General features: G+C 63.5%; 17 protein-coding genes and 1 pseudogene. 11 read left to right on the plus strand and 7 right to left on the minus strand.

The window, feature by feature from the left end:
• The first annotated feature begins 2 nt into the window (after nt 1-2).
• The 7 genes from ABXG85_RS02195 to ABXG85_RS02225 all read left to right on the plus strand — a co-directional run bounded on the left by ABXG85_RS02195 (nt 3) and on the right by ABXG85_RS02225 (nt 6,050).
• Nucleotides 3-1,799 carry an AfsR/SARP family transcriptional regulator gene (locus ABXG85_RS02195; protein WP_353512104.1) on the plus strand — a complete coding sequence of 599 codons (1,797 nt, stop codon included), beginning with the start codon at nt 3-5 and terminating at the stop codon, nt 1,797-1,799.
• 3 nt (nt 1,800-1,802) lie between these two features.
• Nucleotides 1,803-2,456: a Crp/Fnr family transcriptional regulator gene (locus tag ABXG85_RS02200; protein ID WP_353512105.1), complete on the plus strand. Its 654-nt coding sequence runs from the start codon at nt 1,803-1,805 to the stop codon at nt 2,454-2,456.
• 91 nt (nt 2,457-2,547) lie between these two features.
• Complete coding sequence (locus ABXG85_RS02205) at nt 2,548-2,775, plus strand: FeoA family protein (protein WP_353512106.1); 228 nt, start codon at nt 2,548-2,550, stop codon at nt 2,773-2,775.
• Nucleotides 2,772-4,850 (plus strand): ferrous iron transport protein B, encoded by a 2,079-nt coding sequence (gene feoB, locus ABXG85_RS02210; protein WP_353512107.1) that lies wholly within the window; start codon nt 2,772-2,774, stop codon nt 4,848-4,850. Before ABXG85_RS02205 ends, feoB begins: the two co-directional genes overlap by 4 nt.
• Nucleotides 4,847-5,077 (plus strand): hypothetical protein, encoded by a 231-nt coding sequence (locus ABXG85_RS02215; protein WP_353512108.1) that lies wholly within the window; start codon nt 4,847-4,849, stop codon nt 5,075-5,077. The genes feoB and ABXG85_RS02215 overlap by 4 nt, the downstream gene beginning before the upstream one ends.
• 30 nt (nt 5,078-5,107) lie before the next feature.
• A complete protein-coding gene (locus tag ABXG85_RS02220) occupies nt 5,108-5,473 on the plus strand; it encodes an AraC family ligand binding domain-containing protein (RefSeq protein WP_353512109.1) in 366 nt (121 codons plus the stop codon).
• Nucleotides 5,474-5,483: 10 nt separating this feature from the next.
• Entirely contained in the window at nt 5,484-6,050 is a 567-nt protein-coding gene (locus ABXG85_RS02225) for a hemerythrin domain-containing protein (RefSeq protein WP_353512110.1), read from the plus strand.
• Here the strand turns inward: ABXG85_RS02225 and ABXG85_RS02230 are convergent.
• From ABXG85_RS02230 to ABXG85_RS02245, 4 genes and pseudogenes are all read right to left on the minus strand, one after another.
• The gene (locus ABXG85_RS02230; RefSeq protein ID WP_353512111.1) at nt 6,003-7,229 is read right to left on the minus strand and encodes an NAD(P)/FAD-dependent oxidoreductase; all 1,227 of its coding nucleotides are present in this window, start codon (nt 7,227-7,229) and stop codon (nt 6,003-6,005) included. The genes ABXG85_RS02225 and ABXG85_RS02230 overlap by 48 nt on opposite strands.
• An 86-nt stretch (nt 7,230-7,315) precedes the next feature.
• A pseudogene (gene sdhB / locus ABXG85_RS02235) lies at nt 7,316-8,014 on the minus strand (succinate dehydrogenase iron-sulfur subunit).
• Nucleotides 8,011-9,102 (minus strand): sulfurtransferase TusA family protein, encoded by a 1,092-nt coding sequence (locus ABXG85_RS02240; protein WP_353512112.1) that lies wholly within the window; start codon nt 9,100-9,102, stop codon nt 8,011-8,013. The pseudogene sdhB and the gene ABXG85_RS02240 overlap by 4 nt, the downstream one beginning before the upstream one ends.
• Before the next feature lies 1 nt (nt 9,103).
• Nucleotides 9,104-9,367 (minus strand): ferredoxin family protein, encoded by a 264-nt coding sequence (locus ABXG85_RS02245; RefSeq protein ID WP_353512113.1) that lies wholly within the window; start codon nt 9,365-9,367, stop codon nt 9,104-9,106.
• Between the two features lie 142 nt (nt 9,368-9,509).
• On the opposite strand from ABXG85_RS02245, the gene ABXG85_RS02250 reads away from it, so the two are divergent.
• The 4 genes from ABXG85_RS02250 (at nt 9,510) to ABXG85_RS02265 (ending at nt 11,336) form a co-directional block, all read left to right on the plus strand.
• Nucleotides 9,510-9,899, plus strand: a complete 390-nt coding sequence (locus ABXG85_RS02250; RefSeq protein ID WP_353512114.1) for a hypothetical protein — start codon at nt 9,510-9,512, stop codon at nt 9,897-9,899.
• Nucleotides 9,890-10,234, plus strand: a complete 345-nt coding sequence (locus ABXG85_RS02255) for a DUF488 domain-containing protein (RefSeq protein ID WP_353512115.1) — start codon at nt 9,890-9,892, stop codon at nt 10,232-10,234. Before ABXG85_RS02250 ends, ABXG85_RS02255 begins: the two co-directional genes overlap by 10 nt.
• Nucleotides 10,235-10,298: 64 nt before the next feature.
• A complete protein-coding gene (locus ABXG85_RS02260) occupies nt 10,299-10,781 on the plus strand; it encodes a cytochrome P460 family protein (RefSeq protein WP_353512116.1) in 483 nt (160 codons plus the stop codon).
• Between the two features lie 9 nt (nt 10,782-10,790).
• Entirely contained in the window at nt 10,791-11,336 is a 546-nt protein-coding gene (locus ABXG85_RS02265; protein ID WP_353512117.1) for a MarR family winged helix-turn-helix transcriptional regulator, read from the plus strand.
• Between the two features lie 412 nt (nt 11,337-11,748).
• On the opposite strand, the gene ABXG85_RS02270 is transcribed toward ABXG85_RS02265, so the two are convergent.
• From ABXG85_RS02270 to ABXG85_RS02280, 3 genes are all read right to left on the minus strand, one after another.
• On the minus strand, nt 11,749-12,882 hold the full coding sequence (locus ABXG85_RS02270) for a TIGR04053 family radical SAM/SPASM domain-containing protein (RefSeq protein WP_353512118.1): 1,134 nt from the start codon (nt 12,880-12,882) through the stop codon (nt 11,749-11,751).
• Nucleotides 12,883-12,960: 78 nt separating this feature from the next.
• The gene (locus ABXG85_RS02275; RefSeq protein WP_353512119.1) at nt 12,961-14,571 is read right to left on the minus strand and encodes a cytochrome D1 domain-containing protein; all 1,611 of its coding nucleotides are present in this window, start codon (nt 14,569-14,571) and stop codon (nt 12,961-12,963) included.
• Between the two features lie 160 nt (nt 14,572-14,731).
• On the minus strand, nt 14,732-16,096 hold the full coding sequence (locus ABXG85_RS02280) for a multicopper oxidase domain-containing protein (RefSeq protein WP_353512120.1): 1,365 nt from the start codon (nt 16,094-16,096) through the stop codon (nt 14,732-14,734).
• Between the last annotated feature and the right edge of the window lie 97 nt (nt 16,097-16,193).

Below are 16,193 nucleotides of genomic sequence, written 5' to 3' on the forward strand. Positions count from 1 at the left end.
CGATGCGGCCCTTAGCCCGGCTCAGGCTCACCGCCGAAGGGTTGGCGGAAGTGCTGGAGGCGGATCCCTCCTTGGGCCTGGAAGGTCAAGGCGCCTGCGCTGGGCTGGTGCAGGGGCAAGATCCCTTCGGCCGCCCCTTGTGCGCCCGCTGCCCGGTGCAGCGGGAGCTGAAGCGGGGCGCTTACCGAGCCAGCACTCCCCTGCTCCTCAAAGGGAAGCGGCTTCGCTGCCAGGGCTACCGGGAAAACGGCGGGTACCTGGTGGAGCTCTACCCCGAGCGGGCTGAGCCCCCAGACCTGCTTCTGGAACTTTCCCGGCTCACCCAGCACCTCCTGCGCCACCCGGAAGCTTTCCCCGACGCCTTGGAAAGCTTCCTGGGTGTCTTGCGCCAGGGGCTGGGCATGGACGCCGCCGAACTCTTCCTCGCCGACCCCGAGGGGCACCACCTAATCCTCACCGCCTACGAAGGGCTTCACCGGGAAGCGTTTTTGGAGAAGCCCTGGTTTCACCTGGGCGAGGGGTACCCGGGCATCGTGGCCCTCCGTCGGGAGCCCCTCTTCACCCACACCCTGCAACAAGACCCCCGGTACCTGCGGCAAAAGGTGAAGCAGCTGGGCTACCAGACCTACATCTGCTACCCCCTGGAGCTTCCCCACGGCCTCATCGGCGTGCTCAACCTGGCGGCGCGGAACCCGGAACCGGACCACCAGGAGGCCCTCGAGGCCCTTTCCCGCATCGCCCCCCTTTTCGCCAGCACCCTCTACACCCTCCTCACCCGCCTAGGGGAGGTGGGGCTTTTGGCCCTAGGGGAACGCCTTTACCGCGGGGAGGTTTCCGAGGCTCGGCACACCTTCCTCCAGGCCCTCAAACGCCTGGCCCAGGCCACCGGGGTAAGGCTGGTGACCCCCGGCGGGGAGCGGATGGAGCTGGGGCTTGTTCCCCCGTGCGCCATGCAGGACTGCCCCGCCTGGCGGGGAAAGGTGGTGGGTCTGAAAAATGGCCTTCCCCACTGCCCCGAAGCGGAAGGAAGGCCCAGGATCTGCCTGCCCCTTTGGGCCAAGGGGCAGGTGGTGGCCGTGGGCACCTTGTTCCACGCCCGTCCGCCCAAACCCCCCACCGGTCCCGCCGCCCCCGCCCTATGGTTCTCCCGGCTCGCCATCCCCCTCCTCTTTCCCCAAACCGAGGCGCAGGAGCTGGACCTCGAGGTCTACGCCCTGGGAGGCTTCCGCCTCCGCTTCCGGGGCAAGGAGCTCTCCCCCAAGGACTTTGGCCGCAGCGGGGCTTACCGCCTCTTAAAGTTCTTCTTGGCCAACAAGGACCGGGCCCTCTATGCGGACGACCTAGCCGAGACCTTCTTCCCCGAGTTGGAACCCGAGCGGGCCCGGCAAGAGGTTTACGCCCTTGTGTACCACCTGCGCAAGGCCCTGCCCGGCATCGTGGAGCGGGAAGGGGAGTACTACCGCCTGCGCCTCCCGGAGCGGCGCTTCCTGGACTTTGAGCGCTTTGAGGAGCTCATGCGCAGAGCAGACCTAGAGGAGGGGCTTTCCGCCTTCAAAACCCTTCGCCAGGCCCTGGAGCTTTACAAAGGCCCCCTCTTCGGCGACGACCCCTACGGGGAGTGGGCGGAGGCGGAACGGACCTACCTCCAGGAAAGGGCCCTTTCCGGCCTGCTACGCCTGGGGGATCTGGCCGAGGCCTTAGGCTACAGGGAAGTGGCCAAGGAGGCGTACGCCCGCGCTTTAAAGCTGGAGCCCTTCTTGCAGGAAGCCAAAAGGCGCCTCGAGGCCCTAAAGGGGTGAAGTATGGACCTGGCCCAAGTACCCCTCTTCCGCGAACTGGGCTCCAAGGACCTGGAGGCCCTGGCCCGGGAAGCTAGGCCTCGCTCGTTGCGAAGGGGCGAGGTGCTCTTTCTGGAGGGGGAGCCCGTCCGGGCCCTCTTCGTGGTGCGAAAGGGCCTCATCAAGGTCTACAAGCTAGACCCTGAGGGCCGGAAGCAGGTGGTCCTCCACGTGGAGGGGCCAGGCCGGGTCTTGGCCGAGGTGGCCCTCTTCTTGGAACGGCCCACCTACCCGGCCAGCGCCGAGGCCCTGGAGGAAAGCGAGGTTCTCTGCATCCCTAAAGAGACCTTCTACCGCCTGCTGGAGGAAAGACCCCCCCTGGCGCGGGCCCTGATACGCTACCTGGCCCGGCGGCAAGGCCAACTCCTCCACCTCCTGGATCGCCTGGTCTTCCACGAGGTGCGGGAGAGGCTTTGCGAGTTCCTACTGGGAAGGCTAAAGGAAGAAGGACAGGGCTTCCGCCTTCCCACCAACCCCGAGCTGGCTGCCCTTTTGGGCACCGTGCCCGAGGCGGTTTCCCGCAACCTGGGGGAGCTTTACCGACGGGGACTGATCCGGCTTTCCGGTCGAAGGGTGGAAATCCCCAACCCCAAGGCCTTAGAGGAGGAGATTTTGTGAGAATGAGTATCGCTTCTAACTCATGTAATCCGAGCGGAATGGTTGACTTTTCCTCAAGCCCATCGTAGCCTCAAAGGCAGGAGGTGCCCTGATGTATCCCCTCTCCGCCCTCTCCCCTGGCCAACGCGCCCGCGTGCTCCAGGTGGCGCCTGATCGCCGCCGTCTCCTGGCTTTGGGCCTCCGCCCCGGCGCCACGGTGGAGGTCCTGCTCCAGGCACCCTTGGGCGACCCTATGGAGGTGCGGGCGGGGGAAGCCTTCTTGCTCCTAAGGAAGGAAGAGGCGCAAGCGGTAATGGTGGAGGCCCTGGACGAGGCATGAGCTGCCCCCGGTGCGCACCCCAGACTCCCTTGGTCTTGAAGGCGGAGGAGCGCTGGGCCTTGGTGGGCAACCCCAACACCGGCAAGTCCTCCCTCATCAACGCCCTCGCCGGGGCGGGCCTCGAGGTGGGCAACTGGCCCGGCACCACCTTGGAACGCCTCTCGGCCCACCTGCCTTTAGGGCAAGCCCGGGTGGAACTGGTGGACCTGCCGGGCACCTATAGCCTCCTCCCCACCTCCCCGGAGGAAGCCCTCGTCCTAACGGAACTCCTACAAAACCCCCCGGACCGGATCCTGAACGTGGTGGATGCGGGGAACCTGGAGCGGAACCTGGTCCTAACCCTGGAGCTCATGGAGCTCGGACTGCCCATGGCCTTGGTGGTGAACCTCCTGGACGAGGCGGAGGCCAAGGGGCTTCGGGTGGACCTGGAGGCCTTGGCCCAGGCCCTGGACCTGCCCGTGGCCGGGACCGTGGCCGCCCGGGGCGAGGTGGAAGGGGTTTTGCAGGCGGCCTTGGAGGCCAGGACGCCTACCCCCCCCGTGCGCTACCCCGCCCCCCTCGAGGCAGTCTTGGCCGCCCTGGAGCCCCTCTACCCCAGCCGCGGGCTTGCCCTCCTCGCCCTTTTGGGGGAGGAGGTCCCCTTACCCGAACCCCTCCTGGCGGCCGCCCGGAAGGAGCGGGAAAAACTCCTCCTGGAAGGGCACGACCCCTACCTCTTGGCCTTGGAGGGGCGCTATCAGAAGGCCAAGGAGGTGTACGAAAAAGCGGTGGAGCGCCAAGGCACCCCCTCCTCCCTCACCGAGCGCCTGGACCGCTTGGTCCTCCATCCCCTTTTGGGGCTACCCCTTTTCCTCCTGTCCCTTTTCCTCGCCTTCCGTTTCACCTTTGCCCTATCGGGCCCCTGGGTGGACCTCATCGGCCAGGTGCAGGAGGTGCTCGCAGGGTGGGTGGCCGCCGCACCCCTGCCGCCTCTTTTCCGCTCCTTCTTGGCGGAGGGCGTGGTGGCGGGGGTGGGCACGGTCCTGGCCTTTACCCCGGTCCTCTTTCTCCTCTATCTGGCCCTGGCCTTTTTGGAAACCTCCGGGTTCCTAGCCCGCATGGCCTTCGTGGCCGACCGGGTCATGCAGTGGGCAGGCCTTCCCGGCAAGGCCTTCATCCCTTTGGTCTTGGGGTTTGGTTGCAACGTGCCCGCCGTGTACGCCACCCGGGCCCTCGCCCATCCCCTGGACCGCCTGCGGGTAGCCTTGGCCATCCCCTTCCTGGCCTGCGGGGCCCGACTTCCCGTCTTTACCCTGTTCGCCTTTGTCTTCTTCCCCATGAATGCACCCTTGGTGGTTCTTGGGCTTTACCTTTTGGGCCTTCTGGTGGGCCTCGCCACCGCCTTGTTCCTGGGGCGCTTCCTGCGGGCCGGGCGGGGCGAGGGGGCCATGGAGCTTCCCCCCTACCGCTTCCCGCCCCTCAAGCTCCTCCTCCGCCTCTCCTTGGCCCGCACGGGAAGCTTTGTGCGGGGGGCCGGGGGGCCCATTTTGGTGGCCGTCCTCCTCATCTGGGCCCTCCTTCATGTCCCCTTGGGGGCCACAAGCCCCTATGCCCTGCTGGCCCAAACCCTTACCCCCCTCTTTGCACCCTTGGGCGTGGGGGACTGGCGGCTCGTGGGCGCCCTAATCCCCGGCTTCGTGGCCAAGGAGGTGGTGGTGGGGGCTTTGGGGGTAAGCTTCCTGAGCGGGGAAGGCGTGGCGCCCCTGGGCCTCCTCGAGGGCCTCCGCACCCTCTCCCAAGCCCTCTTCCAGGCCCTTTGGGGCACCCTGCAGGGGCTATTTTCCCTCTTCGCCCCGGCCAGTGTTTCCTTGGCCCCTGAACCCACTCCCTTACAGACCGCCCTGAAGGAGGCCGTGGCCCCCATGGGGGCCCTGGCCTACCTGGTCTTCGTCCTCCTTTACACCCCTTGCGTGGCCACCCTGGCCGCCTTGCGCCAGGTGGTGGGGGCACGCTGGGCCACCTTCTCCGTGGCCTACCAGCTCCTTTTGGCCTACGCCCTGGCCTTCCTGGCCGGGCACCTTCCCTTCCGCCCATGACGCAAAAGGCCCTAGACCTTCTCAAGACGCCCAAGACCCCCGCTGAGCTGGCGCAGGCGTTGGGGCTAACCCGGGAGGGAACCAAACTCCTTTTGCGCCAGTTGGCCCGCCGCGGCTACGCCAAGCCCCTGGGATGCGGCACCACCTGCGGGGCTTGCGCCTTCCGGGGGCTGTGCCAGCAACCGGAATCCACCCTTTGGTTAGCCCTTGACCCAGGTCATGGTTGAGTCCACTAGTAGCGTCCAAACTTTAACCAAATGGGTAGGCACACTTCCCAAACCCATATTTACCCCCAAGTGCTGAAGCTCGTTCGGTTCCGCCGAGAAGCGCCCGGCCTCGAGCCCTTAGCCCAGGGGGTTCATCTCCAAACTCGCCTCGTTTCCCTTCTCCCCGGACAGGTCTTTCCTTCACCACCCCTTGCTGGCGAGCTCGTATTCTTCGTCCTTCGGGGACAGGGCCAGCTGGAACTCAAGGGTACCGAGCACGCCCTTGGTCCTGGAAGCATGGCCTTCATTCCCAACCGATGTCCTTGCAAAATTCAGGCGGCAACCAAGATGGTCATTCTCCAGATCATAGGCCTACCTCACGCCCTAGATACCCCAACCAGTGGATATCCGGTTTAGGAGAAACACTATGGTAAAAGCCTTTTTAGGCAAAAGCCTGGCTCGTCCGGGCGGGCGAGTTGAGGTACTGGAAGTCGCTCCTGGGCAGGAAGTGGAAATCAAGGTCTTCCGGAGTGAGGATGCCTTGTTGGTGGGCCTCAAAGGCAATCTTCTTCTGCACTTCTGGCAAAGGAGGGGAGCCTTGTTACCTGGAGAGGTGGTTCGGCTGCGGCCGGGGCGCCTAACCCTTAGAAGCCCAGAGGGGGGGCGGGCTTTACTGGTAACCCTGGGCGTCTCCCCTGAACGCTTACGGAAAGACCATGCATACCTCTCTTCTCTTCTCGAGGACCTTCCCTCCCGGGAAGTCGCCGAGATTCTGGCCCAAAAGCTAGAAGCCCACATAGCGTTGGAAGAAGCGCTTTATTATCCCACCTTTAGCCCCGGGAAGCTGAAGGAAAGGTTGCTAGAGCACAGGATCTTGCGCGAACTCTTGGGTGAACTCCTCAAAACCCTTAAGGAGGGACGTTCTGCGAAACATGTGGTGGAACGGCTACGAACCGCCTTCCTGGCCCATGCAGAGGCTGAACTCGATGGGTAATTCCCTCCACAACACCCGCACCCCCGGCTGGCGGAAAAAGTACGTGTAAGCCCAGTCTAGAAGGACAAGGAGGCGGTTACGGAACCCTACGAGTTCCCTCAAATGGACCAGGGACCAAAGGAGCCAAGCGGGTAGGCCAGCAAAAGCCAGTCGCCTCACTTCTGCTACCGCTCGGTTGCGCCCGATAACTGCAAGCTGACCCCTATCGCGGTAGCGGAAGGGAAGGGGGGCTTGTCCCTTTAGGGCCCTAAGGAGGTTCTTAGCGGCCCAGGCCCCCTGTTGCAAGGCCACCGGAGCCACCCCGGGAAGGCCTAAGCCGTTCACGTCCCCCACCACGTAAACCTCAGAGTGGTCGGGAAGCCGCAAAAAGGGGTCCGTGGGCACCCGGCCCCGGGGGTCCTGGGGTAGGCCCGGAAGCGGGTTCCCCTTGACCCCCACGGCCCAAAGGACGAGGTCGGCGGGGAAAAAGGTCCCGTCCTTCAGGACTACACCCCCTTCCTCCACCCGGGCCACCTGGGTCTGGAGGGCCACCCGCACCCCCAAACCAGAAAGGGCCTTTAGGGCGTAAGCGGAAAGCCCCGGGCGGAAAGTGGGAAGCAGCCTAGGCCCGGCCTCCAGAAGGTGTACCTCGGCGCCGGGGATCTCGGGAAAGTCCCGGGGAAGGACGTTACGTAGAAATTCAGTCAAGGCCCCGGAAAGCTCCACCCCCGTGGCCCCCCCACCCACCACCACAAAGCGAAGGAGCTTTTGTCCCCACGCCGCCTCCTCTAAGGCCTTTAGGAGCCGGTTCCGGATTTTTATGGCGTCCTCCAGGGTCTTCAGGAAAAGGGCGTGTTCCTTTATGCCCAAAACTCCAAGGTCGTGAGGGTAGCTTCCCGTGGCTACGATAAGGTGGTGGTAGGGGAGCGCCTTTCCACCTTCCAAAAAGAGTCGCCGCTCCTCTAGATCCACCTCCTCCACCCGGGCCAGGAGGAAACGCCCCTTCCGGAGGAGGGGCCGCAAGGGGTAGGCAATGGCCGGGGCCTCGAGAAATCCCGTGGCCACCTGGTAGAGGAGGGGCTGGAAGAGGTGGTGGTTGCGGACGTCCACGAGGAGGTAGGACACCCCCGCCCGGTCCAAGGCCTTAGCCGCCGCCAGGCCACCGAAACCGCCGCCCACAATGACGATGCCCTCTTCCACGCTTCCTCCTTTCTCGGGGACCCCAAGGGTCCTCGTGATAATTTTCCCTTAAAGGTTCGTGAATAAAGAAACAAAAAGCACACTCTCTAAAAGGCCGCCTCCAGGTTCCACCGCTTTACCTCGGTGATGAGCCGGTTCACATCAATCCCCCGAGGGCAGGCCTCGGTGCAGTTGTGGGCGTTGCGGCACTGCCAAACCCCGCTCCGCCCCCTCAAGCCATCCGGCAAGCCGCTCCTCCGCCCCCAGATTCCGGGAATCAAAAAGAAAGCGGTGCGCCTGGACAATGGCTACCGGGCCAATGTAGCGCCCGTTCACCCAGTAGACGGGGCAGCTGGAGGTGCAGGCGCCACAGAGGATGCACCGGGTGGTCTCCTCGTAGCGTGCCCGCCCCTCGGTGCTTTGCCACCTCTCCCGCTCGGGCGGAGGCTCAGGGTTGATGAGGTAGGGCTTCACCGACCGGTAGGCCGCGAAGAAGGGCTCCATGTCCACAATAAGGCCCTTAATTAGCCTGAAGGCCTTCAAGGGCTCCACGCGGATCCGGGGGCCCACGTCCTTCACCAGCGTCTTGCAAGCCAGCCGATTGCGGCCGTTGATGGTGCGAGTGTCGGAGCCGCAGATGCCCTGTCTGTAGGAGTAGCGGAAAGCCAGGGTTCCGTCCCCCTCGGTCTTCCCCCGCAAGAGGAGATCCAAGAGCCGCTCCCAGGAGAGGCCTCCAAAACGTAGCGCGCCCAACGGGAAGGTGCCCCAGGCACCGCCTGCCGACGGATCTCCAAAACCACCCTCATGGCTTCTCCACTAGGAACCGGTGGTAACGGAAGGGGAAGACCCCCCTTTGCTCGTGCTTGAGGATCCGGTAGCCGTACTTGCCCGCCCAGGCGGGAACCTCGTAGGGTGCGTAGATGTCCTTGGAAAGGAGCTCCAGCACCACCCCCGAAGGCAGTTCCGCCATGGCCTCCGTGGCCCGGATCAGTCCCAGGGCGCACGGGGTACGGCGGTTGTCCAGGCGGCGGAGCGGCCGGACGCTGAGGTCCTCGAGGCGGCAAACCCCCTGCACCGGGGAGCACTGCCGGTAGAGGGGGCAGGTAATGAAGATGACTACAAGGCCGGCAAGCAGGAAGACCTTCAAGAGGATGAGGGCAAAGGGGAAGCCGAGGAAAGTGGAGAGGGGAAGCCGATAGGCCAAGGCCATCCCCAGACCGGTGAGGAAGACCGTGGGTAGGGCAAAGCGCACCACCCAGCGGAAGCGTTCCAGCTGCCTGGCCCCCGCTACCACCGCCGGCACCTGGGGGTGACGCATACCCACGGGCACGTTGACCCCAAGGTTGAAAAGCGCCCCACCGAGCCAGAGGCCAAACGCGAGAAAGTGAAGCGCCCGTAGGAGGAACCCTTCCGGGGTGAGGGTGTCGGCCCAGGCCCAGAGGAGGAAGAGCCCCAAGGCTGAGGCGAAGGCCACCCGGGGCCATCCTGCCCACAGGGCCCCCGTAAGAAGCAGGGTGCCAAGGAAGAGAGGGCCTTTTAGCCCGCCTAGATAGGTGAAGAAAAGGGAAAGAGGGGCCGTGAGGGCCAGGGGCCAAGTAAGCCTCCGAGCCAGGTGGGCCCAGACCCGCCCTTCCTCCTCCAAAAACCCCGAGGCCTCCGGTAGATCCGGCTCCTTTCGGAGGTAGAAGGCCCGCCAAGCGGCAAACCCTAAGGCCAAGCCGCAGAGCCAGAGGAGGAGCCAGCGCACAACGAGCCATGCCGGGGCAAGACCCAGGTGCAGGCCGGTAAAGATCGCCCCCAGCAAAGAGGCCAGGCTGATGAGGGTAAAGGCCACCTTGGGCAGGAAGGGGACCTCTTGGCGGACCTCCACCACCAGGCCTGAGGGCAAGGCCATCCTACTCCTCCAATACGTGAAGGTTGGGCAGGGTCTGGGCCCAGAGCCGATTCTTCTCAATGTAGTCCCGCCACTGGGGAGGAACGTCCTCCTCAGGGTAGATGGCGCTCACCGGGCAGGCGGGCACGCAGGCCCCGCAGTCAATGCACTCGTCCGGGTGGATGTAGAGTTGCTCCCCAGCATCGTAAATGCACTCCACGGGGCAGACTTCCTGGCAGGAACGGTCCTTGACACCGATGCAAGGCTCGCAGATTACGTGGGGCATGGCTCACCTCCAAGGCCCACTCTGGGGGATACCCCTTTAGCGGTCCATGATGCAGGTCAAGGCCTAAGGACACCCTTTGTGCCCCTGGGTAAGGCACGCTTCCTGCCTCCCACCTAGGCTCGAAGCATGCTAGGCTCGAAGTATGCTGCGAAAACCCTTGCCCCCGCTCTCCCTCTCCACCCCGGAAGGGGCCAAGGTCTACCTGCCTGACCTCAAGGGAAAGCCCTTGGCCCTGGTGCGGGACCTGACGCTGGCCCAGGACCTGGCCCGCAAGCACGCAGAACTCGAGGTGCTAAACGCCCAAGCCTTCCTCCTGGCTAAGACCCTCACCCCAAGCCCCCTGCCCCTCCTTCTAGACCCCAAGGAGGCGCTGCTTGCCGCCATCCCGCCAGGAGGCGCTCTGGTGGCGGACGCCCACCTGGAGGTCTACCACCTAGGCCCCGTGCGGAACGCCGAGGAGGTCTTGGACTGGCTCCGGTTCGTGGAGGCCCAGTGCCCAGAGTGCGTTTTGCCGGAGGCGGAATGGATCTGAGGGTTAAACGGGTCTACGATCCCCCCTCCCCCGAGGACGGCCTGCGGGTCCTGGTGGACCGGCTCTGGCCCCGGGGGCTTTCCAAGGCCAAGGCCCAGGTGAGCTGGTGGGCACAAGAGCTTGCCCCTTCCGAGGCCCTGCGCCGCTGGTTCGCTCACGATCTAGCCAAGTACCCCGAGTTCCTCGCCCGCTATCGCGAGGAGGTGGCGGGAAACCCTTCCCTGACCAAGCTCAAGGCTCTGGCCCAAACGGGGCGAGTCACCCTCCTTTTCGCCGCCAAGGAAAGGCGCTACAACAACGCCCAAGCGCTGAGAGAGATTCTGGAAAACCCCTAACCCCTCCCGGCTTGACGGAAGCGGCACGGGGGCGATATTATTTAGGAGTCCTAAGGAGGCGGCAATGACGAGGTCGGGAACCGAGAAAGCGGGGATTTTGCTGGTCCTGCTGGCGCTCCTTTTGTCTTTTGGGCAAGAAGGGGTTCCTTACCCTGAGGGCTTCCGGCTTTGGCTCCACGTGAAGAGCATGGAGCTCAAGCCCGGCCATCCCCTCTACGAGAGCTTCGGCGGGTTGCACCACATCTACGTGAACCCCACGGGGCTTCCCACGTACCTGGAGGGCAAGAAGGCCCCCTTCCCCAAGGGCACGGTCATCGTGTTCGACCTGGTGGAGGCCAAGTCCGAAGGGAACGCCCTTGTGGAAGGTCCGCGGAAGCTCATCGGCGTCATGGTCAAAGACCCCGAGCGCTACCCGGAAACGGGCGGTTGGGGCTACTACGCCTTCGGCCCCGACAAGCAGCTCCTGGCCGTGGACCCCAAGGCCTGCCACGCCTGCCACCAGGGGGCGGCCAACACCGATTACGTCTTCAGCGTCTTCCGGCCCTAAGCTAAGGGGGTGGACGCTGAGGAGAAACTCCTCTTCCTTCTAGAGCGCCTGGCCCAGGCGGAACGGGCCCTTCTCACGCAAAAGGCCCACCGCCTGGGCCTTTCCGCCACCCAAGCCCAGCTCCTCCTCCACCTGGCGGCAAGGCCCCAGGGGGTGGTGGACCTGGCCCACCTCCTCGCCCTCACCCCGGCCACGGTGAGCGAGGCCCTGGGCGCCCTGGAACGGAAGGGGCTTTTGGCGCGGGAAAAAGACCCAGAGGACAAACGGCGCTCCCGCCTTGGCCTCACGCCTAAGGGAAGGCGGCTGGCGGAGGCCCTGGGGGATTACCTAGACCCCGTGCGGAGGGCGCTTACGGGGATGGACCAGAAGGCCCTTCTCCTTCCCCTCATGCGCCTCCTCGAGGGCCTGGTGCGCCAGGGTGTGATGGCGGACACGGGCATGTGCCTCACCTGCCGCCATCTCCGGGCAGAGGGAGGGTTCCGCTGCGCCCTCCTCGAGCTCACCCTGACCCCAGAGGACCTCCGCCTCGCCTGCCCGGACCACAACTCTGCATGACGCTGGCTCTACCGGGTAGGCCTGCCCTTAAGCACCCCTTGGGGGGGCTAAGCGCTATCCCAAGCTCCGTGTACCTCAGTGGGCGTAAAGGTTGCGGGTTCCGGTTGCCGAAGCGGACGCCTATGGGGTTGAGTACAAGGGCAATCTCCTCATCCTTCAGCCGGCCCATGGGAGGCATCAGCCGCCATACGTAAAAGGACCCACCTTAAGGGAGCCTTGCAGGCCAAAGGCCACCACCTGCACCAACTAGGCACGCCCCTTAGGGTCTTGGAATAAAGGGTCTAACCCCGCCCTGGAACCCCTTGCCCCGGGGGCGGATGACAGCCAGCGCAATACTCTGCGTAGAGCTTGCCTCCATCCTGGGCCAAAGCCATCCCTAACAACGCTAACGTCAAGATCATCCACTTGTGCCTCATCCTCTTTCCGCAAGGGGGCGCTTGCCCTTCAGGTCCAACCACGCCGGCGGCACATAGGCGCAGCGGGGGTCAGCAGCCAGGTAGTCCCCCGTTTCCGCCCAGGCCCGAGCCCGGCTCCCTCCACAGACGTAGCGGTACTCGCAAACTCCGCACTTCCCCTTAAGGAGGTTTTTGTCACGGAGTTCGCGGAAAAGCAGGCTTTCTCGGTAAATCTCCAGAAGAGACTTTTCTCGCACGTTGCCTGCATACACCGGCAAAAAGCCCGAAGGGGCCACATGCCCAGTGGCCGACACGAAAACAAATCCGTTGCCGTCCGTGACTCCCAAGCGGGAGTGTTCCATGCCGTCTTGAAAATATTCCCGGTGCAGGCTTTCACCAGCCGCCAAAGCTCGGTCCTTTCCCCCTTCCGCCTGCCGCCTTTGTAAAACCACCCGACGGAAGTGGTGGGCCTCGGTGGTCTTGACGTGGAAGGGATAAGCCTTGGAAACCTCGTAAAGCCAGTGGAGGATCTCCTCAAACTCCTTAGCGGAAAGCTGCTTGAGAAACGTTCCCCGTCCCACGGGGACCAGAAAGAAGAGGCTCCAAAGGATCACGCCTTTTTCCGCCAAGAGTTCGGGTATCGCCTTAAGTTCGGGCCAGTTATCCCGGGTTACCGTAGTGTTCACCTGTGTGGGAAGCCCCGCTTCCCGGGCCCAGTCCAAAGCCACCAAGGTCCGGGCGAAAGTACCCTTTTCCCCCCTGAAGGCATCGTGGCTCTCCGGGCTTGCCCCGTCCAGGGAAAGGGCAAGCCGAGTTACCCCAGCCTCCTTCAAACGGAATACCGTATCCCTGGTGAGTAAGGGAGTCGCAGCAGGGGTCAAGCCCACCTTCAAGCCCCGGTCTCGAGCATGCTCAACGAGATGAAAAAGGTCTCGCCGGGCCAAGGGATCCCCACCGGTGAGAAGGAGGAGGGGCTTAGGGGTGTAGGTGGCCACCTCCTCTATAAGGCGCAAGCCCTCGTCTGTGGAGAGCTCCCCCGGCAGGGGATGAGGCATGGCCGAGGCCCGGCAATGCCGGCACGCTAACATGCAGGCGTTCGTCACCTCCCAGGCAACTAGGTAGGGGTATTGGGCAAAGTCTGGGCGTTCCATGTTCCTAGCCTTTGGGAAAAGATCCTTAGCCTCCATGATCCGGGTCATGGGGGAGGAAACATTCCTCCCCCAACCCTGCTAGTAGATGTCGTAGGCGGTGTTGTATACGTTGAACTTGCCCGTAGGAGTGCGGACCCAGTCCCCGGTGATCCGGGCCTTCTCCCTCAGGGTCAAGGCATCGTAAATCACGATGAAGGTAGGTGTATCCTTCGCTCCCCAGGCAGAAACCCAGATCTCCGTTCCTCCCTTGTTGAACTCCGGATGCACCATACGGGCCCTACGCTCCTGAGCCCCAGGCACCTCCCAGCACTTCGCGACCTCCAGCTTACGCTTGTCTATCGCGCACAGGCTTGCCGCTGCTTGAGGGCTTGGGCTCATGGGGAAGTCCACGATCACCCAAGGGCTATTGGGATGGGTCTTGATGAAGAGGGTACCCGTGTAAGGAAGCTGGATCCGCTTCACCACCTTCCAGGCGTGCTGGGGGTGCTTTTCCGGATCTACCCCCACCACCGTCACCTCAGGGCTGCCGATGTTGCCCGTGGCCCACACGGGTCCGAAGGTAGGGTGGGTCCAGTTGGAACCCCGGCCCGGGTGGGGCCTTACCCCCGCTTCCACCTCGGCCACAAACGCCCGGGTCTTGGTGTCGATGACGATGAGTTTATTCACCGCATTGGCCGCTACGATAAAGTACCGCTTAAGGGCCCACCCGCCGTCGTGCAGGAAACGTTCGGTGTCGATCATGGTAATGGGGAGGGGGCGGCCTGGCTTGTTCAGCTGCGAGTAGTCCACCAGCCAAGTTTGACCGGACTCCTTAAGGTTTACGATCCACTCAGGGTTGTACTGGCTGGCCACGATGGCCGCCACCCGGGCCTCCTGAACGAACTCCCCTGCTCCCTTGGCATAGGACATGGTGGAAACCATCTTCAGAGGCTCCAGGGTCAGCCCATCCAATATCACCATAGTGGGCGGCCAGTAGCACCCCACCACAGCGTACTCGTCCTCATAGCCTTTAAACTTGCTGGACTCAATGGAGCGGGCGTCTACGCAGGGCTTGGATTCGGCCACCACCTGGGGCGGGTTCATGAAAAGGTCAATCAGGCTGGCCTTGCCATCGCGACCAATGGCTAGGAAGTACCGCCCGGTGGCGGAGGAACGTAGGATGTGGGTTGCGAACCCCGTGGGCACGATGGTCACCAGTTCCTTTTTGTCCCCATCAACGATGGCCACCTGGCCCGTATCCCTAAGTACCTGGCCGAAGAAGTTCTGCCAGTTCCGTCCATGCTGCGGCCGGTTTGGACGCTTGTCTACCGGAACGTAGACCTTCCAGGTCTTCCTGATCTCCTCAAAGCTCGGGATAGGAGGGGCTGGGGGCTCCTCCAGGAGAAACCGGGCCATGAGCTCGGTGTCCACGTCGCTTAAAATTCCCTGGCGCCCCCAATCGGGCATCCCCCCAGGAAGCCCCCCAAAGATCACCGCCTTCAGGTACTCTATCCCCCGCTCGGCCATCTTCTTGGGCTCCAGGGAAGGCCCCGTGGCCCCCTTGCGCAATACCCCGTGGCAACCAGCACAGCGGTCAAAGTAGATTTGGGAAGCCCGCTCCCGCTCCGCCGGACCCAAGGCTCCTGGGGCCTGACCTAGGGCCAAAGCCGCTACCAATACCGCACCCCAAAAACCTAGTGCCCTTTTCATGTTGGACACCTCCGCAAATTAGGATAGCAATATCCGAGTAGTACGGATGTCCTAAGCCAAATGTCCCTATCCCTATCCTCACCCCTCGCCATTCGGTTGGGGCAAGTCCGGCAGCAAGGAAAGGTCCCCGGAGCCATCCCCCGGGGACCTTACCCGAGCCCTAGTGCGTGTGAGAGTGGGCTATTTGCTCGGTAGGTGCATACACCCGGATCACGCCCTTCATGTAGGGGTGGATGCTGCAGATGTAGGTGTACTCCCCGGGCTGGGTAAAGGTGATGCGGTACCGCTCCCCGTGACCCAGCTTAGGGGTCACAAAGGGCTCTGGCCCTTGGACGTTGATGACCACGGCGTCGTGCCGTCCCGTGCGTTCCCCTTCCAAGAGGTCAAAAACGTCCTCGTTGATGAACTCCACCGTGGTCCCCACAGGGATTTCTAAGATCTTGGGATAGAAGGAGTTGCCCACCATCTGCACCCGCACGGGCAAGGGCTCCAGGGTCTTGGCTCCCACAGCCACGGGCTGGGCCAAAGCGGGGTCCAGGGGTACGCGGACCGTGTGCTCGTGGTCAGGGGTTCCCAGGCCATAGGGATCCAGCACCCGCTTAGCGTCCGCAGGGATGGCGGTGAGAGCCCTGGGCCCTTCCGCCCGCACCTCCCCTATCCGAGGGGCGTCTTTCTTGGCCCGAAGTATCCCTAAGGCTCCCTTGATGGCGGTATTGAACACGTGGGTTACCAGGGCGTAGTCCCCCTCCACCGGGGGCACCCGCCACTCAATTACCCAGGAATCCGAAGGGCCTGCCAACACGGTCTGGCTGCCCTTCATAACGTTATCTGGATTGCCTTGGTAGTAGATGTACTCCCAAATGCCCCCCACCACGTGGAAGGTGCTGGTGAGGCTGGGACCGGCGTTAAGGAAATAGATGCGCACGTAGTCGCCCGGCCGCACGGGAATGGGCTCATTAACGTAGCGGAAGTTGTACCCGTTAAAAACCACGTAGGTGGCTTTACCATCAAAGAAATCCCTTCCCGAAGCGTACCACTCGCTTTGAACGATGTAGAGTTTGAGGTCGGGTGGGCGCTTGAGTTCAGCCTCGAGGCGGTACTTCTTCTTCGGCTCTACCACGATCATGCCGTGCTGTCCCCCCATGGTATGGGCCATAATCCCGTGCCCCCCGGGGGCGCAGTGGTACATGAAGACGCCCGGAAAATCGGCGGTGAAACGGAAGACACGCTCCTCCCCAGGCTGGACGTTGCCCAGGAACTTGGACGTCTGGGTATTGGCCGCGTGGATGGAAAGACCGTGGGTTACGCTATCTCCGTTCCTAAGAACGATCTCTACCGTGTCACCTTCCTCCACCACCAGCATGGGGCCCGGGCTCATGCCGTCAAAGGAGAACCCCTTTACGTAAACCCCCTCATCTACAGGAAACACGCTGCTTTGCGCCGTGAGCTCAAAACGCTTGACCGCCGCCAGGGCCGGCACCCCCAGGGCCACCGCCGCCATCAGTAGGAACCTTGCGCCTCTCATCGCTCACCTCCGGCAGGTCCTAACTCGGACCTATCCATCCATGTTTTAGCGCTTACCCCCAAGGACAGGTGTCCTTGTGACAAATGTACCAAGCCAC

Source organism: Thermus sp. LT1-2-5 (genome assembly GCF_040363165.1).
Lineage (GTDB): Bacteria > Deinococcota > Deinococci > Deinococcales > Thermaceae > Thermus.